This window comes from Shimazuella sp. NTD247, assembly GCF_059510415.1.
Genome location: NZ_JCAJZU010000002.1, coordinates 283,426 through 304,469, shown reverse-complemented (window position 1 = coordinate 304,469; position 21,044 = coordinate 283,426). Strand labels below are relative to the sequence as shown.

At 37.8% G+C, this 21,044-nt stretch carries 24 protein-coding genes and 2 riboswitches; of the genes, 16 read left to right on the top strand and 8 right to left on the bottom strand.

From position 1 onward, the window contains the following. Positions 1 to 68 precede the first annotated feature (68 nt). Positions 69 to 178, bottom strand: a riboswitch (SAM riboswitch). A gap of 58 nt (positions 179 to 236) precedes the next feature. Next, entirely contained in the window at positions 237 to 1,412 is a 1,176-nt protein-coding gene (locus tag AC5WOC_RS05955) for a pyridoxal phosphate-dependent aminotransferase (RefSeq protein WP_496054486.1), read from the bottom strand. Positions 1,413 to 1,589: 177 nt separating this feature from the next. Then, a riboswitch (SAM riboswitch) is annotated at positions 1,590 to 1,746 on the top strand. Positions 1,747 to 1,818: 72 nt separating this feature from the next. On the opposite strand from AC5WOC_RS05955, the gene mtnK reads away from it, so the two are divergent. The 6 genes from mtnK to AC5WOC_RS05925 all read left to right on the top strand — a co-directional run bounded on the left by mtnK (position 1,819) and on the right by AC5WOC_RS05925 (position 8,030). Beyond that, positions 1,819 to 3,036: an S-methyl-5-thioribose kinase gene (gene mtnK / locus AC5WOC_RS05950; protein WP_496054485.1), complete on the top strand. Its 1,218-nt coding sequence runs from the start codon at positions 1,819 to 1,821 to the stop codon at positions 3,034 to 3,036. Continuing rightward, positions 3,033 to 4,100: an S-methyl-5-thioribose-1-phosphate isomerase gene (gene mtnA, locus AC5WOC_RS05945; RefSeq protein ID WP_496054484.1), complete on the top strand. Its 1,068-nt coding sequence runs from the start codon at positions 3,033 to 3,035 to the stop codon at positions 4,098 to 4,100. Before mtnK ends, mtnA begins: the two co-directional genes overlap by 4 nt. Next, positions 4,097 to 5,209: a sugar ABC transporter substrate-binding protein gene (locus AC5WOC_RS05940; RefSeq protein WP_496054483.1), complete on the top strand. Its 1,113-nt coding sequence runs from the start codon at positions 4,097 to 4,099 to the stop codon at positions 5,207 to 5,209. Before mtnA ends, AC5WOC_RS05940 begins: the two co-directional genes overlap by 4 nt. Continuing rightward, positions 5,206 to 6,723, top strand: coding sequence for a sugar ABC transporter ATP-binding protein (locus tag AC5WOC_RS05935; RefSeq protein ID WP_496054482.1), 1,518 nt, complete (start codon positions 5,206 to 5,208; stop codon positions 6,721 to 6,723). Before AC5WOC_RS05940 ends, AC5WOC_RS05935 begins: the two co-directional genes overlap by 4 nt. Beyond that, complete coding sequence (locus AC5WOC_RS05930; RefSeq protein ID WP_496054481.1) at positions 6,689 to 7,711, top strand: ABC transporter permease; 1,023 nt, start codon at positions 6,689 to 6,691, stop codon at positions 7,709 to 7,711. The genes AC5WOC_RS05935 and AC5WOC_RS05930 overlap by 35 nt, the downstream gene beginning before the upstream one ends. A 70-nt stretch (positions 7,712 to 7,781) precedes the next feature. Beyond that, entirely contained in the window at positions 7,782 to 8,030 is a 249-nt protein-coding gene (locus AC5WOC_RS05925) for a hypothetical protein (RefSeq protein ID WP_496054480.1), read from the top strand. Between the two features lie 98 nt (positions 8,031 to 8,128). Here the strand turns inward: AC5WOC_RS05925 and AC5WOC_RS05920 are convergent, their stop codons facing one another. Both AC5WOC_RS05920 and AC5WOC_RS05915 read right to left on the bottom strand, forming a co-directional pair. Continuing rightward, on the bottom strand, positions 8,129 to 8,974 hold the full coding sequence (locus tag AC5WOC_RS05920; RefSeq protein ID WP_496054479.1) for an isocitrate lyase/PEP mutase family protein: 846 nt from the start codon (positions 8,972 to 8,974) through the stop codon (positions 8,129 to 8,131). Further along, on the bottom strand, positions 8,971 to 9,600 hold the full coding sequence (locus AC5WOC_RS05915) for a TetR/AcrR family transcriptional regulator (protein WP_496054478.1): 630 nt from the start codon (positions 9,598 to 9,600) through the stop codon (positions 8,971 to 8,973). Before AC5WOC_RS05915 ends, AC5WOC_RS05920 begins: the two co-directional genes overlap by 4 nt. Before the next feature lie 89 nt (positions 9,601 to 9,689). On the opposite strand from AC5WOC_RS05915, the gene AC5WOC_RS05910 reads away from it, so the two are divergent. Next, positions 9,690 to 10,235 (top strand): hypothetical protein, encoded by a 546-nt coding sequence (locus AC5WOC_RS05910; RefSeq protein WP_496054477.1) that lies wholly within the window; start codon positions 9,690 to 9,692, stop codon positions 10,233 to 10,235. A 121-nt stretch (positions 10,236 to 10,356) separates the two neighbouring features. Here the strand turns inward: AC5WOC_RS05910 and AC5WOC_RS05905 are convergent, their stop codons facing one another. After that, on the bottom strand, positions 10,357 to 11,793 hold the full coding sequence (locus AC5WOC_RS05905) for an NAD(P)/FAD-dependent oxidoreductase (protein WP_496054476.1): 1,437 nt from the start codon (positions 11,791 to 11,793) through the stop codon (positions 10,357 to 10,359). Positions 11,794 to 11,977: 184 nt separating this feature from the next. On the opposite strand from AC5WOC_RS05905, the gene AC5WOC_RS05900 reads away from it, so the two are divergent. Further along, a complete protein-coding gene (locus AC5WOC_RS05900) occupies positions 11,978 to 12,421 on the top strand; it encodes a hypothetical protein (protein WP_496054475.1) in 444 nt (147 codons plus the stop codon). A gap of 170 nt (positions 12,422 to 12,591) precedes the next feature. After that, positions 12,592 to 13,041, top strand: a complete 450-nt coding sequence (locus AC5WOC_RS05895; protein ID WP_496054474.1) for a hypothetical protein — start codon at positions 12,592 to 12,594, stop codon at positions 13,039 to 13,041. 148 nt (positions 13,042 to 13,189) lie between these two features. Here AC5WOC_RS05895 and AC5WOC_RS05890 read toward each other — a convergent pair whose 3' ends face one another. Together AC5WOC_RS05890 and AC5WOC_RS05885 are read right to left on the bottom strand one after the other, a co-directional pair. Then, a complete protein-coding gene (locus AC5WOC_RS05890; protein WP_496054473.1) occupies positions 13,190 to 14,194 on the bottom strand; it encodes a C40 family peptidase in 1,005 nt (334 codons plus the stop codon). Between the two features lie 268 nt (positions 14,195 to 14,462). Next, positions 14,463 to 15,404 (bottom strand): AEC family transporter, encoded by a 942-nt coding sequence (locus tag AC5WOC_RS05885; RefSeq protein WP_496054472.1) that lies wholly within the window; start codon positions 15,402 to 15,404, stop codon positions 14,463 to 14,465. Between the two features lie 320 nt (positions 15,405 to 15,724). Between AC5WOC_RS05885 and AC5WOC_RS05880 the strand changes: the two genes are divergently transcribed. From AC5WOC_RS05880 to AC5WOC_RS05865, 4 genes are all read left to right on the top strand, one after another. After that, positions 15,725 to 16,063, top strand: a complete 339-nt coding sequence (locus tag AC5WOC_RS05880; RefSeq protein ID WP_496054471.1) for a hypothetical protein — start codon at positions 15,725 to 15,727, stop codon at positions 16,061 to 16,063. A gap of 137 nt (positions 16,064 to 16,200) precedes the next feature. After that, positions 16,201 to 16,518: a hypothetical protein gene (locus tag AC5WOC_RS05875; RefSeq protein WP_496054470.1), complete on the top strand. Its 318-nt coding sequence runs from the start codon at positions 16,201 to 16,203 to the stop codon at positions 16,516 to 16,518. Between the two features lie 48 nt (positions 16,519 to 16,566). Beyond that, complete coding sequence (locus AC5WOC_RS05870; RefSeq protein ID WP_496054469.1) at positions 16,567 to 16,974, top strand: DUF6678 family protein; 408 nt, start codon at positions 16,567 to 16,569, stop codon at positions 16,972 to 16,974. Between the two features lie 74 nt (positions 16,975 to 17,048). Beyond that, positions 17,049 to 17,252: a hypothetical protein gene (locus tag AC5WOC_RS05865; RefSeq protein ID WP_496054468.1), complete on the top strand. Its 204-nt coding sequence runs from the start codon at positions 17,049 to 17,051 to the stop codon at positions 17,250 to 17,252. A gap of 352 nt (positions 17,253 to 17,604) precedes the next feature. On the opposite strand, the gene AC5WOC_RS05860 is transcribed toward AC5WOC_RS05865, so the two are convergent. Beyond that, complete coding sequence (locus AC5WOC_RS05860; protein WP_496054467.1) at positions 17,605 to 17,994, bottom strand: DUF1885 family protein; 390 nt, start codon at positions 17,992 to 17,994, stop codon at positions 17,605 to 17,607. A gap of 127 nt (positions 17,995 to 18,121) precedes the next feature. Between AC5WOC_RS05860 and AC5WOC_RS05855 the strand changes: the two genes are divergently transcribed. Both AC5WOC_RS05855 and AC5WOC_RS05850 read left to right on the top strand, forming a co-directional pair. Beyond that, positions 18,122 to 18,559, top strand: a complete 438-nt coding sequence (locus AC5WOC_RS05855) for a hypothetical protein (RefSeq protein ID WP_496054466.1) — start codon at positions 18,122 to 18,124, stop codon at positions 18,557 to 18,559. 79 nt (positions 18,560 to 18,638) lie between these two features. Further along, complete coding sequence (locus AC5WOC_RS05850; RefSeq protein ID WP_496054465.1) at positions 18,639 to 18,752, top strand: GapA-binding peptide SR1P; 114 nt, start codon at positions 18,639 to 18,641, stop codon at positions 18,750 to 18,752. Between the two features lie 399 nt (positions 18,753 to 19,151). On the opposite strand, the gene AC5WOC_RS05845 is transcribed toward AC5WOC_RS05850, so the two are convergent. After that, the gene (locus AC5WOC_RS05845; RefSeq protein WP_496054464.1) at positions 19,152 to 19,526 is read right to left on the bottom strand and encodes a hypothetical protein; all 375 of its coding nucleotides are present in this window, start codon (positions 19,524 to 19,526) and stop codon (positions 19,152 to 19,154) included. 316 nt (positions 19,527 to 19,842) lie between these two features. Between AC5WOC_RS05845 and AC5WOC_RS05840 the strand changes: the two genes are divergently transcribed. Continuing rightward, positions 19,843 to 21,009, top strand: a complete 1,167-nt coding sequence (locus tag AC5WOC_RS05840) for a cytochrome P450 (protein ID WP_496054463.1) — start codon at positions 19,843 to 19,845, stop codon at positions 21,007 to 21,009. Positions 21,010 to 21,044 lie beyond the last annotated feature (35 nt).

The window sequence follows — 21,044 nt, the reverse complement described above, 5'->3', positions numbered from 1 at the left end:
TGTTCTCCTCCTTTTTTAAAAAAAATAAACCCTCTTCCTGAGGAAGAGGGGAACGTTTACACCGCTTCCTCTTATCTTTCAGTGTGTTCACTGTAAGAATTAGCACCGTTTTTACCAACATGGTAAATCGGTTGCCGGGTTTCATTGGGCTCATCCCTCCACCTACTCTTGATAAGAGAATGTCATTATTGTCTTGTGATTAGATATTACGATTATGATGGAAGAGTATCCTTTTGTCAACGGAATAATTCCAAGCTATCCAATCGGTCAACTGCTTCTTGTAATCGTTCTTCATCTGCTAACAAACCTACACGAACATAGCGATCTCCTGCTTTTCCAAAACCTATTCCTGGAGCGACTGCGATATGTGCATTTTTGAGAACGTGTGTTGTAAAACTTTGTGAATGATAACTATCAGGAACTGGCAGCCAGCAAAAAAAGGAGCCTTTTGGTTTTTGGATATCCCAGCCGATTTTTTGTAATCCTGAAATAAATACATCTCTTCTTTTTTCGTATGTCTGCACCAATTTTTCCACAGAATGTTGCGATTCGAGTAATGCAGTAGCTGCCGCTTCTTGAATAGCACCGAACAAACTGACATAAAAATGATCTTGCAACAATTCAATTGCTTCAATCACCGATGGATTTCCCAAAGCAAAGCCGATACGCCATCCTGCCATGTTGTAGGTTTTACTCATGGTATAAATCTCAATCCCAATATCTTTTGCTCCAGGTGTCTGCAAAAAGCTCAGCGGCTTTTGACCGTCATATCCGATTGCACCGTAGGCAAAATCATGGACTACACAAATGTTATTTGTTTTTGCTGTCAGCACGGTTTTTTGGAAAAAATCAGAAGTGGCCACACCAGCTGTAGGGTTATTAGGATAATTTAAAAACATTAATTTTGCTTGTTCCAAAATGGATGCAGATATATTTTCATAGTCTGGAAGAAAATCATTCTCTGCAAGCAGGGGCATCATTTCCATTTTTGCATCAGCCATCGCAATTCCAGACCAATAATCTGGATATCCGGGATCAGGAACCAAAGCGATATCTCCTTGATTTAAAAAGCATTGTGCGATTTCGACTAAACCAACTTTTCCGCCAAATAATACAGCTACTTCTGTGTGGGGATCAATTGCAACCCCATACTCTCGTTTATAGTAAGTTGCTATTGCCTCTTTGAGAAACGGAAATCCTCGAAAAGGAGAGTATTTATGATAGGCAGGGTTTGTAGCTGCTGTTTGCAAAGCGGAAATAATATGGTTTGGAGTTGGTAAATCTGGATTTCCCTGCCCAAGATTAATCACATCATATCCAGCTTGCGAATAACGATTCACATCTTTCACTAATTTAGCAAAAAACTGTTCGGGTAGTTGATGCATTCTTTTTGCATATTGAAATGTTTGCAATTATTCCACTTCCTGTACCTGTTTCTAGTCATTTATGTTATTATTTAGAGGAACAACTGTCAAAATGTTTTTGGTTAGTAAACGAATGTTTATTGACAAAATGAAGAGAACGATTTAATATTCGATTTAAATTCTTTTTAATGACAGGTTGAACGTAAAAATAAATAGGTTAGCTATCTCTTATCAAGAGTAGGTGGAGGGAAATGGCCCGATGAAACCCAGCAACCGACCGTAATACCATCGTAAGATGGGGCTCTTTGTGTATGACAGGGCCGTGGTAATACCACGCATGGCACGGTGCTAATTCCAACAGATTTAATCTGTAAGATAAGAGGTTTGGACTGTTCCAAGCCTCTTTCGTACAGAAAGAGGTTTTTTGATTTGCGCAAAAAGGAGAGATTGGAAAATGGTAACAACGCAGGAGCGTTCTTATCAAGCGTTGACGGTAGAATCCGTACGAAAAGTGATAGAGCAGCTCCAATATTTTGAAGATGTTGAGCAGTTAAGGGTATCAGAAATCGGCGATGGAAACCTCAATTATGTGTTTCTTTTAGAAGATCCCATTACCGGAAAATCAATTGTTGTCAAGCAAGCACTTCCATATGCAAAAGTAGTCGGGGAAAGCTGGCCCTTGACACTTGATCGAGCAAAGATTGAATATTTGTCACTGCAAAAAGCTGCAGAAGTAGTTCCCGAGTTAGTTCCGGTTGTTTATGATCATGATCATGATCTGGCTTATACAGTGATGGAAGATTTATCTTCTCATGAGATATTACGAACTGCCCTGATCCAAGGGGAACAATATCCAAACTTGGGTAAAGATATTGGTACTTATACTGCGCAAACGTTGTTCCATACCAGCGATTTCTTCCTGCATCCTTTCACCAAAAAAGCATTGGTACATGACTTTTTGAATCCAGAATTATGTAAAATTACGGAAGATCTAGTTTTTACCGATCCTTTTTTTGACCATGATACAAATGAAATATCTGATGAAATGAGATCATTTGTAACCGAATTTTGGCAAGATGACGAGTTAAAACGCGAAGCAGCGAAATTAAAACTGCAATTTCTAACGGAAGCGGAAGCACTGCTTCATGGAGATCTTCATACAGGTAGTATTTTTGTAACCAAAGATTCTACCAAAGTGATTGATCCGGAATTTGCATTTGTAGGTCCTATCGGATTTGATCTGGGTCAATTTTTTGCTAATCTGCTGCTCAATTTTTTGTCGCAAGAAGCACATATCAAAGATGAAGAACAATTACTATCATTTCGTAACTATTTATTAGATACGTGTCAACAAACATGGGAGACATTTTCGGTGCAATTTTTAGAGCTCTGCAAGACAAAAGGGCATTATACTTTTTCAAGTATTCCGGGTGTAGCAGAAGCTTTTGTTGAAAAAGTTTGGTCAGACAGTCTTGGATTTGCTGGCTGTGAGATAGTCAGAAGAACCATTGGTTTGGCACAGGTTGCTGATTTAAATACAATTGATGATGCTCCTGTTCAGATTGACTTAAAACAAAAAGCATTGGATGCTGGAGCACAACTGATTAAAAATAGACACGAAATCAAAGGAATTCACGCTTTTTTATCTTGGGCACAGGAGTCGTTGACATGATAACTACTGAATCGAGGCAGTCCATCGTATCTGTTATTTACAACAAAGATCATATTTCTTTATTGGACCAGCGTTTATTACCACAAAAAGTAGAATATGTTCGCCTATATACGATTGAAGATGTTTGGAATGCCATCTATCAGTTGCAAGTCAGAGGCGCACCAGCAATTGGCATTGCTGCTGCCTTTGGCTTAGCTGTTTGGGCAAATCAGTGGCAATCATCCGATCTTCCCGCCTTTTTAGCTGCATTGGATAAGGTCAAAGAACAACTTGCTCAGTCTCGCCCCACTGCTGTAAATCTGTTTTGGGCATTGGATCGTGTAGTTCGCCATGCCGTACAGGCAACAAGTGTTATCGAAGCGAAAAACTATATTGAGCAAGAGGCATTGAAAATCCAAGCAGAAGATGAACAAACTTGTCGACGAATTGGAGAATATGGATTGACTCTTTTTTCAGATGAGCAAAAAATTATGACCATCTGCAATGCGGGCAGTATTGCTACAGCAAGATACGGGACTGCTCTGGCTCCCTTTTATATAGCGAAGGAAAAAGGATGGAATTTACATGTATATGCCTGTGAAACACGTCCACTGCTGCAAGGTGCTAGACTTACTACTTGGGAATTACAGCAAGCAAATATTGATGTCACATTAATTACAGACAACATGTCTGCACACACAATGAAAACGAAACAAATCGACGCAGTAATCGTCGGCTGTGACCGGGTAGCCAGAAATGGCGATACGGCTAATAAAATTGGTACATTAGGCTTGGCATTGCAAGCAAAAGCGCTGAATATTCCCTTTTATGTAGCTGCTCCTTTATCTACGATTGATTTTCATACTTGCACAGGTCAAGATATTCCGATAGAAGAACGACCAGCTACAGAAGTTTCGCGATTTGGTGAGGTACCTACTGCGCCTGTTTCCACCAAAGTATTTAATCCTGCATTTGACGTCACACCCAAAGAGTATATTACAGCAATTATTACTGATCATGGCATATTTTCACCAGACAAACTCGAATCGCTCATCGAGCGTATACCAAAGGGGAAAACAACATGAAACGCTTGAAATGGGTCACTGTTATTTTAGCAGTGGTATTCGCACTAACCGCTTGCTCAAACGAACAAAACCAAGTAAATCAATCAACTAATCAGAATAATGCCGCAGAAGACACATCGACTTCTAATAAAAATACAAATATTCCAGAGAAGTTGAAAAAACCTTTAAAAATAGCCGCGATTTCGCAATTGTCGATTGGAACATTCTCTAGTCAATACATCGCTGGAATTCAAGCTCAAGTGAAAGCGTTTGGAGGAGAAGTTCAGGTATATAACTCGGATAATGATTTATCGAAAATGGCGTCTAACATTGATACAGCAGTCAGTCAAAAAGTAGATGGGATTTTACTCGATCATGGTCGAGCTGATGCTTTATTACCAAGTGTGAAAAAGGCAATAGCTGCCGGTATACCTGTTATTTCCTTTGATAGTGACATTCATCTTCCAGGTGTAACGGTTATTGATCAAGATGATTACTCTCTTGCTTGGAATTCTTTGAGAACCCTTGCCCAAGATTTAAATGGAAAAGGCAACATCGTATATGTATGGGTTGGGGGATTCGCGCCTATGGAAAACCGCAATGTCATTTACAAAGCTTTTCAACAACGTTATCCAGATATAAAAGAAATTGCAAAATTCGGCAATGCTTCCAATAACACTGCATTAGATACACAGACACAAATGGAGGCTATTCTACAAAAATATCCGAAAGGTCAAATTGATGCTGTGTTTGCACCATGGGACGAATTTGCCAAAGGTGTTACAAGAGCAATTCAACAAGCTGGCAGAACCGAGATAAAAGTATATGGAATTGATTTAAGCGATGAAGACCTGCAACTTATTCAGCAAAATAATAGTCCATGGGTAGCGAGTACTGCAACGGATCCAACAGAAGTAGGAAAAATTCAAGTCCGGTTCCTCTATCAAAAAATAGCAGGGGAAAAGATTCCGCAAGTTTATAGTGTACAGCCTCATTTAGTTGAAAAGAAAAATTTGCCTGCACAAGCTGTCAATATGAATCAACTTGGAAAATATATTGCAGGTTGGGGAGCAACACAAACAGCAGTTTCTCCATGGATGGATAAGTTAGCCGAGGCGAATAAAAAATGACACTCCAAATGAAAAAGATTATGAAATCATTTCACCAGAATCATGTTCTGCGCGGGGTAGATTTTATGGTCAATAAAGGAGAAATTCATGCTTTATTAGGAGTGAATGGTGCAGGTAAAAGTACATTAGTAAACATTTTATCAGGGCAACTAGAGAAAGATGATGGAGAGATAACGATTGGAGGGCGGCAAGTGTCGCTCTCTTCTCCGCATAAGGCGATCGAAGCAGGAATTGGCATCGTCGTTCAAGAGGTAGACGCTGCATTGTTTGCAGAGTTGACAGTGGCTGAGAATGTTACCATTCATGAATTGATTCAAGGACCTTTTTTTCTTCAAAGAAAAAAGCGAAAAGACAGAGCAAAAGAACTGTTACAAAAAGTCGGTTTGAAAATTTCCGTTAATCGCTTGGTTTCCGAGTGTAGTTTAAGTGAGAAACAGCAAATTATTATTGCGCAAGCAATAGCCAGAGATACACAGTATTTGATTTTAGATGAACCAACGGCACCGCTTAGTCAAGAGGAGAGCTCCATTCTGTTTCAGCTGATCAATCGACTTAAAGAAAATGGGGTCGGCATTGTATACATCTCTCATCGCTTACCAGAAATTCGAAAAATATGTGATCGAATTACTGTATTAAGAGAAGGGAAGACGGTTTTACAAAGTGAAGTATCAAAAGTCACGGATGACGAAATTATCGAAGCAATGCTAGGTAAGCAATTGGTTCCAATACAAGAGAGAAGGGCGCATGTGTCTGCAAAACCTCTGCTGCAATTGAATGAATTTTATATTCCAAAACTTGAACAAAGTATTTCTTTTACTTTGCATGAAGGAGAAATTTTAGGAGTAGCAGGATTGGTAGGAGCAGGAAAGACAGAAATCGCTAGGGTTTTGGCGGGACAGGATAGAAGCAACAGTACATTACACATCGCAGGAAAAAAACGGAAAATAAAGCACTCTAAGCAAGCGATCGAAGCAGGTATATGTCTGATACCAGAAGAGCGCAGAAAAGAGGGGGTAGTAATCGATTTTCCATTGGATCAAAATCTTTCATTGCCGCATGTAAAGCGAATTTTCAAATGGGGTTTGCTGGATTATCAAAAGGAAAAGCAATTGGCCGAGAATATAAGAGATAAATTAAACATCAAATCAGCTGACAGCAAGCAAATTGTCCGCTTTTTAAGCGGGGGTAATCAACAGAAAGTTGCCATAGGGAAATGGTTAGATACAAATGCTTCGGTATTTCTTTTTGATGAACCAACCAAAGGAATTGACATTGGAGCAAAAGTTGATGTATTTTCTATCATTTCCACGCTGTCAAAAGCAGGAAAGGGCATTATTTATTTTACGAGTGAGGTAAATGAATTATTAACCGTGTCGGATCGGGTGATTGTTTTATATGATGGTAAGTTGATCGCAGAAAGACAGACAAACCAAACTTCAGTGGAAGAGTTGATGACATTAGTAGCAGGAGGAGAAGGCGATGGAACAGAGTATCGAAGCACCAAAACTTACTAAGAAGACAAAAAACTATCGGTCATCAGCAGTGTATATCATAACCAAATACGGAACAGTTCTGTCAATTTTGCTGATTATTGCATTGTTTAGTATATTATCTGATGAGTTTTTTACTTACAAAAATTGGACCGACATTCTTCGCTCTATTTCTATTACTACATTAGTTGCAATTGGGGTGACAATGTCCCTTATTGTCAATGGTTTTGATTTGTCTGTTGGTTCTACTGTCAGTTTAGCTACTATTACAAGCACAGCAGCGATGGTTTGGTATCGGCAAGAGACAGTTGTAGCGTTATTGATACCACTACTAGTAGGATTACTGGTGGGCTTAGTCAATGCTTTTCTCATTGTGAAAATTCGTCTGCCAGATATGCTTGCGACTTTGGGTATGATGTACATGATTAATGGTCTGCATTTAACTATTACAAAAGGGTATAGCATTTATAATAATATGCCGCTGCAAGACGGCACTATTGCTCCAGGTAAAATACTGCCTTCCTTTTTATTTATTGGACAAGGTGAACTCTTTTCTGTTCCATTTCCTGTGATTATCATGTTCTTTTTTGTCATTGCTGTTCATCTTGCGTTAAATTATACGAAATTTGGCCGCTTGCTTTATGTTACTGGAGCAAATGAAGAAGCTGCACAATTGTCTGGTGTTCCTGTAAAACGATATCGAACCTATGCATATGTTTTAAGTGGATTATTTGCAAGTATTGCCGGAATTGTGCTGGCATCGCGAATCGGGACGGGACAAGTGTCAGCTGGGGCATCTCTACTAATGGATTCAGTTGCGGCTGCATTGATCGGGTATTCTGTTTTCGGGGCAAATAAACCAAATGTATTTGGTACCTTTATTGGATCGATCTTAATTGGGATATTACTCAATGGCCTCACCATGTTGAATGTACCTTATTATGCCCAAGATATTGTGAAAGGAGCAATTTTGGTAGGCGCATTAGCATTGATGTATAAAAGCAGAAAATAGGAGAGAGACTGGTAACTCTTTCTAGCAGATTTTCATAGAATAATAGAGAACTGTTAGAAGGAGGGATAAAATGAGTTCACTTCAATACCTTCCTCGCCATAAATTAGGAACAAAACATATCGGTCGGCCAATGAAGTTAGTCTTAAAAAATGGTCAAGTTCTTTATGGAACTGTCAAAGAAGTGCACAAAAAGGGGATTGTTTTTATACCAGTGAAAACAAAGAAGCTGAATGGAAAAGCACACGCACAATGGTTTTTCCCATTGTTTGCGATCTTTATACCATTTCTCTTCTTTATACCATTTTTGATTTTCTTTTAAAAAAAAAGAGCTTGTATCATGCTGTGGCGTGATACAGGCTTTTTTTAAAAAAAGAAATTGTCTTTAAGGTTCCCATAACTCAACGTCCGGCTTTTGCATTATTCTTTTGGAGTAGATGTTGAATGAAATAAATTATCTACTTCCTGATAAGTAAGTACATTGTCTGTCATCTGCTGAAAAGTGCCGTGATGAAGTATTTCTGTGCCTAAATTATGTAAAGCTGTAACAATTGCTCGAAATGGACCTGAGCCGCAACTAATTCGTTGAATACCGATTTCTTTCAGTTCTGTAACGGAAGGAGAGTGCGGACCAGCTAATAAATTTATCGGACAAGTAACATTTTTGCGCAGTGTTTGAATATCCTCTGCATTTGTTATCCCTGGAACAAAAACACTATCCGCACCTGCTTCCTGATAGGCGATTACCCGATCTATCGTATTTTGAAGACGTTCCGATGCTGTACCGATGTTAGCCCAAAAGATATCCGTACGGGCGTTTACCCAAAGAGGAACACCCATTTTCAGGGAAAGTTCTTTAATTAAATCAATTTTCTTCTGTTGATCAGATATTGAATACAGTGGGGTGTCTGGATTCATTGTGCTGTCTTCTATATTCATGCCAACTACTCCCAGTGAAATAACTTTTTTTACAGATTCTTTTATTTCTTCACTTGTATAGCCATAACCATCTTCTAAGTCTACACTAACAGGCACTTGTACAGAGCGAACAATCTGTTCGACTACACGAATAACCTCCTCAAATGGTATCTTTCTATCTTGGTAACCTTGTGAATTAGCTATACCGGCACTTGTCGTTCCGATAGCTGGAAATCCACATTTCTCAAAAATTAGTGCGCTCATTGCATCCCATGCGTTAGGAAGAATAAATGTTTTTGTATGTAAATCGTGAAAGTTAGCAGCTTTTGTTAGAAAGTCATTACTCATTGGTTTTCATCTCCTTGTCTATCTTTTTCTAGTTTTTTTGTGAATAGATAGTTTATATGCTGGTGAATAACCGTTCTCATTTTGATTGCTGTTATTTTTTCTTTTTGTGTAATTCCATGCACTGCAAAACCATCTACGAGTGCGTGCAGGTGAAGTGCTTCGATCTCAGGATCAATGTCTTGTCTGGCAAGGTTTTGCTCGATTAGCGTATCAATTATTTGTCGAAACATTTGATGTAATAACGTATGGCTCTGTTGCCGGAGACGATGCAATTCTGGATCAACGAGTGATTTACTAATAAAAGACAGCCATACCTCGCTTTCTGCTCTTCTTTCATCATCCAATGGTAAAATCTGATCGATAATTTTATATATTTTTTGTTCATATTCCTGGGGAAGAGACATGGATTGGATGCGGTTTGTTACTCGGTCGATGACCATTTGCATACAAAATGTCCACAGTTCAGATTGTGTTTTAAAATAGTGGCGCATTGCTCCTAATGACATATTTGCTTCTAGTGCGATATTTCGCACCGATGCTTTTTCTAATCCATCTTTTTGTATAACACGCCAAGCGGCTTCTGCAACTTTTTGTCGACGAATAGCATGATTTACTTTTTTAGGCATATTGCCAGTATACCATAGTCATTTTTTATGATACAGTTGTATTATAAAATTAAATAGTACATCTGTATTAAAAAAGGTGGTGAGCAGTTATGTTGTTTGTCATTTTAGGCGGAGAAGTGATGTTTTGGTTATTTGTCATCAGCGGACTGGTCTGTCGATATACATTTGCGAAAAAGAAATTAGGACTGTTTCTATTGAGTTGTACACCAGCTATTGATCTATTCATTTTGTTTTTTACTGGCATGGATTTGAAACAAGGAGCAACTGCGAATTTTTTCCATGGTTTAGCTGCTATTTATATTGGTGTAACAATTGTATATGGAAAATCAATAATTCGGTGGGCAGATCAGCGGTTTGCTTATCGATATCAGAATGGTCCTAAACCAGAAGAGGCTCCTAAATATGGAGAGGCGAGAGCTCGTTTGGAAAGATCCGGCTGGTATAAACATCTGTGTGCGTGGCTGATAGGTTGTATTCTATTGCTAGTATTCATTTGGTTTGTAGGAGATCCAAGGAAGACAAATGTTTTTTCTAACACGATTCAAACATGGTCCATAGTGCTGGTTATTGATTTTCTTGTCAGCTTTAGTTATACGGTTTGGCCAAAACAAGCAAAATCAGACAAGAATGTTTGATACTAAACTGAAACAATGTTGAGGAATGAATCTATTGACAAAGGCACACAGTTGACGATTGATTTGGAAGCAATGACAACCTTTGGAAAAAGCAGTGACCCTGTGAGTCACTGCTTTCTTCTTATTGGATTTTATTCGTAATATCTCGTGCAATCCATATGCCGCATGCCCCTGCTTGAGCTAAACCGCGGGTAATTCCTGCACCATCCCCGCCGAGGTAAAGACCGCTTATCTCTGATTCAAATCGTTCGTTTAATTTTGGCCGTGCCGAGTAAAATTTCGCCTCCACACCATAAAATAGCGTGTGTTCCGAAGCGATGCCAGGTGTTACATGGTTAAGTGCTTCTATCATCTCTTTTAAACTATTTAATGTATGAGCAGGAAGAACATAACCCAAATCACCAGGCACTGCCTCTTTTAGTGTCGGCTCGATAAAACCTTCTTTGATTCGTTTTTCGGTAGAACGGCGGCCTTTCAAAATATCCCCATATTTCTGAACGATTAACCCTCCATTAGACAATTGATTTGCTAATTTTGAAACTTCATGCGCATATTCTGTGGGTTGGTTAAATGGGGCAGTAAATTGATGCGAAACAAGCAAGGCGAAGTTCGTATTGGAGCTGCCTAGTTTTGGATCTTTATAAGAATGTCCATTTGCCAGCATGATACCAGAGTGATTCTCTACAACAACATGTCCAGAAGGATTGCTGCAAAACGTACGCACTTTGGTACCAATGGATGTGTTATAAATAAACTTGCCTTCATATAAGTGTTTGTTGATTTCACCCATAACAATATCAGAGGTTTCTACTCGAACACCGATATCTACTTGATTGGAGTACATTTGCAGACGTCGTTTTTTCATGATGGACGATAACCATTTGGAACCATCTCGACCAGGTACCACTACAACTTTACCTGCGTGCAATAGGTTTCCATCTTTTAGTTCCACGCCTATTATTGTATGCTTTCCGTCTTTCTTTTCGGTTACAATATCTGCAACTTCTGTCTTAAAGCGCATTTCTATTTTATTTTCCAAGTAACGGAAGATACTAGCTAAAATCGATAAATTTTGTTCCGTTCCAAGGTGACGTACTTGTGCGCGAAGGAGTTTTAGACCCACAGCCGCTCCTTTTCGTTCAATTTCCCGTACTTCCTCGGTTAAAGGATCAGTGATGGTATCGGTTGCACCATGCTCTAAGTTAATGCTGTCCACATATTTAATCAAATCTACCACTTGGTCATTTGGTAAGAAATCAGTCATCCACCCGCCAAATTCACTAGTGATATTAAATTTTCCATCGGAATAAGCGCCTGCACCGCCAAATCCATTTGTGATGGAACATGCTGGCAAACATCCAGCAAATTCTTTTTTCTGCGTCGCAGGCGGGCATTTTTGGATTTTATGTTCCAAAATAGGACAATTTCGTTTGTAAATATCGTGCCCTTTATCAATCAACAAAACTTTTGCATCGGGCATTTTTAAACTGAGTTCATAACAGGTAAAGATGCCAGCGGGTCCTGCTCCTACGACAATCACATCGTATCGATTACTCATAGCAAATCCCCCTCTTAATTAGTAGGCAAACCCTATATAAGATACATGATTTGGATGTAAATAGCAATAAAAATATTTACTAAGATGAAATTATTTTTAGAGAAAATACAAAAGAATATGCAGATAATATTTGAAGGAAATGATATTGTAAAATTGTTCATGCTCATCAAGAATGGAGTTTTTTATGCGTGCAGCAGATTTGGTTGCAGAAGAACGCGATGCTATTCAGAGTTTGAATGGCCAATTTCCTCATCACTACAAAGAGCTCAAGACGATGCAAGAAATGAGCGATTTGGGATTCTTTGCTTCCGCAAAGAAAGTGGTATATAACGTGATGACACATGACCTTTATGTGTTTGATGGCAAGTATACAGATGATATTATCTCCTGTCAGCGGGCACAGCTGGTCAGAGTGAACTTCAACCTTCGTACATGGGATGATGCGTACTATGCTATCGTTTTTTCTAATGATGTAGAGGTTGTAATGGGAAGTAAGCACCTTCCAAAAGCAGAATGCTACCATTTTCTGTATCGTCATGGGGAAGCGCTGCAGGCAGTGCGGATCGATAATTGTTCCAAGAATGATGTTCTGATGGGTGGAAATCGACGGTTTCGCCCTGTTTCATGATCTTCATAGAGAAGCATAATATTTACTAAAAAAGGCTCTAGACATTAGTCTAGAGCCCCTAATAGTTTGATAGGTACAAAAAGGTACGCATCACTTTTTGATTGCAAGCTTTTGAACAAGAATATGGTATATTTAAAGTAATCCTGTTGTATTCCCTAGAGGGAGTTGTTATGCGTACGGTGGTTTCGCTCGGTGAGATGCTTTCCAAGTACCGGAGGCAAGTCGAGCAGAGAGTCGACATCATCACGGGTCGCTTCATGAAGCTGCCAAACATGATCGATGAGAATGCTGATCAGAACTTCATCGGTGAAGGAGAACTGATCGTCAAGTCGAAAGGTTCGGGCACAATCCGCTTGTTCAATGGCTGGTACATGGACGATACCATCTCCTGCACAGGTGTGAAGTTCGCTCTCGTCGGAGACTATGACGATGCATACTACGCTATCGTCCTTGGCGGAGAAGTGCAGATCGGAGACAAGCTGCTTCCGAAGTCTGCCTGTTACCACCTGATGAAGCAGGGTGGTGAGGTGACAGCTGTATCGATCGCTGAGAAATCCTTTGGGATGAACGATCTCGGAATGAACGATCAGCGTCCGTTCCGTCCGATCGCAACTTTCTGAGGTGAACACAGGGTAAAATTTTTCTCCCATTAAGGTGAGAGAAAGCTCTGGACTTTGCTGTCTAGAGCCCCTAACACAAATAAGTATTTCGATTGATATAGATAGCAAAAATCGTTGGACAACATCTGACAGGTTGTCCAACGATTTTTTAGTTTACACGTTTTGCTCCCCAATAATGGGTCTGTGAGTAAGAGTTATTTAAAGAGTCGATTTGTAGATCATTCTTCTCGTTTTCATTGGAAATATAATACCCATTCCCTAAGTAGATCCCCACATGAGAAACACCAGACTTATAAGTGCCTTGAAGGAAAATTAAATCTCCTGGTTGTAAGTTGCTTCTTGATACCGAAGTTCCTTCTTGTGATTGGGCACTGGAGGTTCTAGGTATGTTAATTCCTCGAAATTCGCGGAAAACATATTGTACCCAGCCGGAGCAGTCAAAGTTCGGATAACTTTCCGCACCAAAGACATAGTTTACTTTCCCAATCATCGCCCTAGCTCTGTTTAACCAGGATGTATCGGAATATGTTCCAGGATCAGAAACACCAGATTTTTTTGCTAACGCTTTTGCCTGCTCACTCTTTAATTGTTTTTGCAGCGCTTTGTATTGGGCTTGCAGTGCAAGCATGTTTTTCTCTGCAGAAGCCAGTAGTGCTTTTGAATTTTCGGCTTCTTTTTTGATTAATTCTTGATTTTTCTTGATTTGTTCCGCTTGATTTTTATACTGCTCGTAAACTTGGTAATCGTTTTCCATCAACAGACGAATACTCTCTAATCTACTTAGAAATTCGGTGAATGAACTGGATGCAAGTAATTGAGCCTCCATGTTATTCGAACCAGAAGTATACAGACGAACTAAGATGGAATCCAATCTTTTTTTAGTCTTTTCTTGTTCCAAATTTAACTTGGTTAATTGTTGAAAAGAATCATTCATTCGTTCATCTGTAGTAGAAATCTCTTTTTGGACATCGTCATAATTCTTTTTTGCTGTTTTGTAATCGCTCAATGATTTTTCTAGTTTTGCTTTGGTAGAAGTGGAATTCGCAGGTGCTGCATAACTGTTTTTAGCCAAAAAAGGATTAACGGTTAACGTAATGGCTAGTACCGTACCAAGTAGCATACACGTCTTCTTTTTGTGAGAACGTTTTAACATGTCAAACTCCTTATTTTGGATAGTTGAGTAAAGCCAATGGTTGCCCCATTATTTTCCAGTGTTTCACAAATAAATAGAAAATTTTTCATAAAGGAACAACGAGAAGTATCAAGAGTATATCATGGATTGTTAAAAATGACGATTGGTTCTTAAAACGTTTCGCAAAACTGACAATTCATAAATGAATTATTTTTATTTAAATAAAAATTAAATGTATGTATTAAAGCTTTTGTTAGAAACTATAAAAGGGTGGTCTAGTACCACCCTTTTATATGTTTAAGAGGAAACTACCAATACTATAAATGACTGGTATCGTAAGAAGCGAAGCAATCGTGGCAAATACAGTTGCTTGTGCACCGAATTCTTCATCTGCTTTTAGCTGTGCAAACAAAATGGGTACCATGGAGCCAGTAGGCATAGTAGACAATAATAAAATAACTTGTTTGGTAAGTGTATCCATAGGGAGAAAAGTTAGAATACCGATCGTTAATAAAGGCATAAAGATTAATTTGATACCAATAGCAATGATTAGATTTTTGTAGACGGTTTGTTTACGTAAACGAAATAACTTTGGCAGGAAAAGTCCAATATAAATCAGTGCGAGAGGAGACGCCAATGCACTTAGCTTTAGTAAGAATTGCATAAATCCAGGTGGAGCTTCAAAATGGAAAAAAGATAGAATCAATCCAATAAAAAAAGCAATTAATGGAAAATTGAGCATCGGTTTTAATGATTGTAAATTGATGGAATATCGGTGTTTAATCACCATTACGCTCATAGTCCATAAAGCTATACCGACTGCTGTATCAAATACGGCAGCGAAGATAACCCCTTTACTGCCAAACAATATGAGACAAAGCGGTAAACCAATAAATCCAGTATTGCCTTGAGCTGCTATCACGGACATCTGGCTTGCTTGTAATTTGCTTATGCCGATAAATCGACCAGTCCACCAAGTAAGGAATAAAGTGATGGCATAGATACCAAATGAGAATGCAAAAATACCAAGGAGATGAATGTATAAACCGTCTCCTTCCGGTAATTGCAGAAAACTCCCAATAATTACACAAGGGACGGAAACATATACAATTAAAGTGGTCAGTAAGGAGCGGGTATCTTCATTAAAGTTGACTTTTTTTGTTAACAAGGCACCTATGCCCAGCATACTTGCCATCATAAGTATGGATTGTATCATAACAATTACATTCACGAGTTATACCTTCTCCTATTTAATAACTTCAAATGGGAAATATAGAATATCTAGCAGATCATTCGGTGTTTTTATATACAACATTGATATTTTAATGAATTTACATATCGACTTCAATAACTCAAAGATTAATTTTCTATTAAGACGTGAAACCGTTCATCTTAAAACAGTCATGGCATTGTTAATCTGGTAATACATAAGGAATTTTTCTGCTTTGATTTTTGCATACGTTTATTAACAAGTGAATTTTTTTATTTTAGGAAGACTGGAATGTTTTTTGTGATACAATCACAGTGTCCAGATTTGCGTTAGGAGCATCGATGCTACGGAGACAAACAACTGTCTATGATCTCGCAAGAAAAATAATCCGCGCATATCGAAAAAATCCTCAAGGGTTTACTGTGCTGTCAGACAGGCAAGTTGCGGCAAAGTTTCGCGAAAACGAATCTGACCAAGTGCCTGTGACTTGCATGGATGTAAAAAATAGCTGGCTGTACAAAGAAAAGGATGGCTATATTGTATTCGGATATAAGCATCCAACTCGAAAGAGAGAGTATTTTGATACAACGGAAGTAAAAACACTAGGAATTATTATTGGAGTATCTGGTTCTGATGCCAGATATGTAAAAGTAGGAAATAATAAATGGATTCCAATGTAACTGCTTTAGACAAATAAAAAAAGGTCCTCTTGCTATGGGTGTCAAACATAACAAGGGGACAAAAAGATATTGCGTTATTTTTCTGATAACAATAAAATAATTATAATCATTAACATATTAGCTTAGGGGTGCTTTTTTTGGATAACGAGCAACTACTAGAAGCAATTCAGAGTAGCTTTCTTTCGGAATTAGGCAAATTAGAAAACCGAATTGCACAAGAAATGCAAAGTGTTAAGCAGGTTTCCGAGTCACGTTTTATCCAGATAGAAGAAAGTATTGCAGACCTCCATGATGATACGAGCAATGGTTTTCAAGAAGTGAAGACAATTTTATACGAAGATGTTGTTGAGATTACAAATGAAATGGTAAATGATAAAGAATCGATTCGCAGAGAAATCGATGCATTAAAGGGAAGAATATATTTATTGGAAAAGAAATTGAGTAAAATAAGTTAAAGAAGGACTCACTTGGAGTCTTTTTTATTTTGTTTACGGGAGGAAAAAATGAATCCAGACAAACAGCGTGTTCAAAATGAAATCAACAGAAGACAACTGATTTCTATCCTTAATGATACCAGATGGCAAAAACTACAAAAGGCAGTAATCGATGAAATGCCATTTCCTCCCGCTTTCCAAATGAAGAGAGTATTGGAACTTCATCCATACCCAGAAAGATTTGCAGAAGATGTTTGGTATTGGGGAGATTGGACAGAAGGTTTGTACCCATATTATTCAATCGAATGGATATGTGTTCTGCCTAGATATAGACGGCAAAGGGATAATCAATTGGTGGATATCACTGATATATTTTGCGAAATGCTGCTTCAGTTTCGTATCCCTTTTGTCAGAGAAGAGTGCTTTATTATGATTTATGGATATGTGACGAATATGGATGCATTGGCGGGAAATTAATGCTTTTGAGCTATGTATTTATTTTCCTAATTCTAGTAAAATAAGTTTCGTTTACTTCAGAAATGGAGAGAGCTGTGCATATTGCTTCCAAAACAAGTGACAACAAACCGATTTGTTTTCGTCAAGATGATGATGGATTTACCATCACAGAGAATGGCATCGAGTATGTTTATGTAGAGGAACGTGTCGCTTTTTTTCTCTTTTGGATTCGGGCAACGTTCGATGCAAAGCAGGAAGTAAAATCGATTTGTACTTGTTGTGGAAACAATAGCAAATAGTAAGAAAATAATGAAAGACTATGTTATACTAAAATGGTCCATTGGCTCATGGACAAAACCTACTGGAGAAAGGCATTCTCATGGCTGAGAAGAAGCAGCCGAAGAAAAAGTGCAAGAGGTGTCGGTGGGAGGAACCTAACCATCACCCTGGCTGTGGTTTTCATCCGAACAATCTTCCTAAGCAGAGGAAGGAAAAGTAGGTAGGTGTCGATGAAGAACCCTTCTGAGATACCAAGACCTGCGTCTTTGCAAGCAAATTGCAAAGACGCAGGTCACAGGAAGCACCATAAAATAGAAAAATCTTCACATAACATATAGAAAAAAGCGGATATCTCACATATCCGCTTTTTTCTTAGACTGGCATCAATCGACCGTTAAACAATTGCAACTCGCCTTTTAGCTGTTTGGCGATAAATTTTGCATATTCGTTGCCTTTGGCAACATCGTGGTGTGTTGCATCTTCAGGTAAAACGATTTGCACATAATATTTTTCGCTGTCTTCCTGCTGACCCACTCCGATAACCATATGGTTATTCAAATGAGGATCTTTGCCAGTGAGTAATAAATATTTGGCGCCATCACTCTCTTTTTCTTCCATTGTATAGGGAAAAGCAGCTGCTTCATAATCCCAATCCAATTGCTTTCCGGTATTTCTGGTCATTTGGCGATAATATTCCAGTATATTTTGTACATCTTGAAGTTTTATTGCTTCCGTACGTCTGATGTAAGTGCTTTTTTTCAACAGGATAACCCTTCTTTCTAAAGAAGTTTTAAGGATTAATATTTTTTCATTCATCTGAATTGTACCACTTTATGGGATATGTTACACTAACGGCTCAAAATGCTAAAGAAGAAGGAGTTGTTTCTGTTTGGATAAGGCAGATTTATTTGATGAACTTCGTGCCGAAATCGGTTCTGTAGCAGACGGATGGAAAGGCAATGATGCATTGCTCTACGAAGCTGTCTGTCAGCTCGTTTTTGATCAAGTGGAGGAATATAAAAGCGTTTCCATTTATTTAACAAATCAAGATCATTTTGAACGAAAGTTTCACCAAGGGATCGAACATTTACCGGAAAAAATACCTTTTGGTGAATCGGAGTTGAGTATTGCTGCATTACGCGGCGGGATATCGAGTAATAATGATAACACATTTATACAATTATGTATCCCATTTTATTATGGTCATCATTTAATTGGAGAAATTGTGATCGTTTCTAAGGCAGAAGATGCAATAAATGACGATGATTACACTTTTTTTGGCGAGATTGCCTCGTTATTAGAAAACAAACTGCAGAAATATAAATAGTGTATAACCTATTGACATAAATAGTATGACACAAATATAATAAAGGCACATACTAATTTGATGGAGAGGAAGACGGAAAATGGAAACAATCGTCTGCCAAACATGTGAAGAAGTAATTGCCTTTCAGGAAGCGGATAAAGTAGGAGTTTTATATGGAACTTGTGATCATTGTCATTGCGATCACGAAGAATAAATGAACGAGTCCACTTTTGTGGGCTTTTTTATTTGCTTTTTTCCGTTAAACTAAATAAAGAAAAGCTGTTACGAAAAAACAAAAGTGAGTAAAAAAAATGGAGGATATAAATATAGAAATTGAAACAAGCTTTTCCAGACCGATGTTGATATATAGAGGGTAATCATCTGATACTCTTTTTTCTTTGATCCACACTACAAAAAATAACCCGCCAGATGGAAACAAGGCGAGTAAAATTAATCTAGTTAACAAAAGCATTGAGGTATGTTGTACAGAATTTCACGAAGGACTCCCTCTTTACTCGTAGAAGATCTTTTCCTTAGGATCTTCTTGTTATTTCATACAATAGTATTTGGTTATGTATGTATCAAACTTTAAAGTGGTCCTTAAAAGATGATGCTATTCTTCATACCCGATTTTAGCGATTGTTTTACGCAGATCATCTGTAAGTTCACCGGAAAACCTTTTTTCTTTGCCGACGAAAAAAGAGATTTCGCAACCAGATACTTCACTTGCTTTGGACATCAATTCATATCCTTCTTTTGAAAAAACAAGTCCATTCATTACTTCTTCTGATTCGAAATGAGTTTCCATGATGATATCAAGTCCTTTTACATCTTGAGCAACATCGGGGCTTACATCATATACTTTTGTAATATCGGTACATAGAACTCCTGGAATTTGATGAATGGTTGGAAAAATAGTTTCAATATAAAACCGGAGGAGAGCATCAACATTTTGTATTTTTCTAAACATTGTAATTGTTTTAATCATGATTCAGTTACCCTCTCTTAAATCATTATTTGTGCCTAGAAGAATTCATAATCTAGATTTAATCGAATTAAAATGAACCGGAATGATCATTGGTGGATCATTATTTAACTACCAGTATATTAATTATTCCTAATTTAAATAGATTTCATTATTATAATATGATTTAATAAATATTGCATCCATATACTTTTTATTGTACATTATTTTCCCACTTTATGAACAAATATAATGGTAATATTAATAATATTCATTTATTTTCTCGCGAAGATGACATAGAATATGAGATATGGTTGAATTTTATTTTGGAGGAGATCAATTGAATCATTCCATTTCTAATCCTTTCCCTTGGTATAAAAAAATGTCTGCGGAAAGCCCAGTCTATTATGAAAAGGATTATGTGCATTACTTCGGTTCAAAAGGAACGTGGCATGTTTTTCGTTATAATGATGTGCAGACTGTACTTTACGATTGGGAAAACTTTTCATCTGAATATTATCCAAAAGTAGACAATACTTTATCTGCTGCCATTCAAGTAAGCGATCCACCCCGTCATAAACAACTTCGGTTACTTGTATCAAAAGCCTTTACACCTAAAGTGATTGAAGATATGAAACCTTGGATTCATGAAATTACGCAAGAACTACTAAATAAAATAGCAGATAGTGGAGAAATGGATGTAACAACTGATTTAGCTACTCCAGTTCCCATAAAAGTAATTGCCAAAATGCTTGGTGTTCCATATAGAGATCAAGATAGATTCAAATTTTGGTCCACTATCATTGTGAAAAACCCTACAGAAGTAGAAGGAGGAGTCAACGGTTATTTCCAAGCTCAGCAAGAAATGGCTCAATACTTTATGGAGTTGTTTAAAGAGCGATTAGAAGAACCAAAAGATGATCTGATTTCTCACCTGCAACGAGTGGAGTTAGAAGGGGAAAAATTATCAGAACAAGATCTTCTTGCATTTTGTATTACTTTACTAGTAGCAGGAAATGAAACAACAACTAATTTGATTAGTGCTGCTCTCTATACTTTTATTGAAAATCCAGAAATCCAAGAGCATCTTTATCAGTATCCTGAAGAGATACCAACTGCAATTGAGGAAATATTACGATATCGCGCACCTGTACAATACATCAACCGAATTGCTACAAAAGATGTTGAATTAGGTGGTCAGACCATAAAAAAAGGTGATCTTATCAATGCTTGGATGGGATCAGCGAATAGAGACCCATCTGTATTTGAAAATCCAGATACATTTGATATAAGTAGAACGAATTTAAAACATACGAGTTTTGGCCATGGAATTCACTTTTGTTTAGGTGCACCATTAGCAAGATTAGAAACGAAAATTGTTTTTGAATTATTATTTTCTCAGTTTAAAGACTTTGAATTAAAGCATGCTAAAAAAGAACCAGAGATGAACGAAACAAACCTTATGTTTTCCATCAAATCCCTGCCTGTTGTATTTAAAAAACGCTGAATTTTAATGACTAGTGTGTTAAAAGAAAAGTAAAA

Coding starts and splice junctions, on each gene's coding strand:
- mtnK (WP_496054485.1), top strand. CDS start 1,819: ATGGTAACAACGCAGGAGCGTTCTTATCAAGCGTTGACGGTAGAATCC.
- mtnA (WP_496054484.1), top strand. CDS start 3,033: ATGATAACTACTGAATCGAGGCAGTCCATCGTATCTGTTATTTACAAC.
- AC5WOC_RS05940 (WP_496054483.1), top strand. CDS start 4,097: ATGAAACGCTTGAAATGGGTCACTGTTATTTTAGCAGTGGTATTCGCA.
- AC5WOC_RS05935 (WP_496054482.1), top strand. CDS start 5,206: ATGACACTCCAAATGAAAAAGATTATGAAATCATTTCACCAGAATCAT.
- AC5WOC_RS05930 (WP_496054481.1), top strand. CDS start 6,689: ATGGAACAGAGTATCGAAGCACCAAAACTTACTAAGAAGACAAAAAAC.
- AC5WOC_RS05925 (WP_496054480.1), top strand. CDS start 7,782: ATGAGTTCACTTCAATACCTTCCTCGCCATAAATTAGGAACAAAACAT.
- AC5WOC_RS05920 (WP_496054479.1), bottom strand. CDS start 8,974: ATGAGTAATGACTTTCTAACAAAAGCTGCTAACTTTCACGATTTACAT.
- AC5WOC_RS05915 (WP_496054478.1), bottom strand. CDS start 9,600: ATGCCTAAAAAAGTAAATCATGCTATTCGTCGACAAAAAGTTGCAGAA.
- AC5WOC_RS05910 (WP_496054477.1), top strand. CDS start 9,690: ATGTTGTTTGTCATTTTAGGCGGAGAAGTGATGTTTTGGTTATTTGTC.
- AC5WOC_RS05905 (WP_496054476.1), bottom strand. CDS start 11,793: ATGAGTAATCGATACGATGTGATTGTCGTAGGAGCAGGACCCGCTGGC.
- AC5WOC_RS05900 (WP_496054475.1), top strand. CDS start 11,978: ATGCGTGCAGCAGATTTGGTTGCAGAAGAACGCGATGCTATTCAGAGT.
- AC5WOC_RS05895 (WP_496054474.1), top strand. CDS start 12,592: ATGCGTACGGTGGTTTCGCTCGGTGAGATGCTTTCCAAGTACCGGAGG.
- AC5WOC_RS05890 (WP_496054473.1), bottom strand. CDS start 14,194: ATGTTAAAACGTTCTCACAAAAAGAAGACGTGTATGCTACTTGGTACG.
- AC5WOC_RS05880 (WP_496054471.1), top strand. CDS start 15,725: ATGCTACGGAGACAAACAACTGTCTATGATCTCGCAAGAAAAATAATC.
- AC5WOC_RS05870 (WP_496054469.1), top strand. CDS start 16,567: ATGAATCCAGACAAACAGCGTGTTCAAAATGAAATCAACAGAAGACAA.
- AC5WOC_RS05850 (WP_496054465.1), top strand. CDS start 18,639: ATGGAAACAATCGTCTGCCAAACATGTGAAGAAGTAATTGCCTTTCAG.
- AC5WOC_RS05845 (WP_496054464.1), bottom strand. CDS start 19,526: ATGATTAAAACAATTACAATGTTTAGAAAAATACAAAATGTTGATGCT.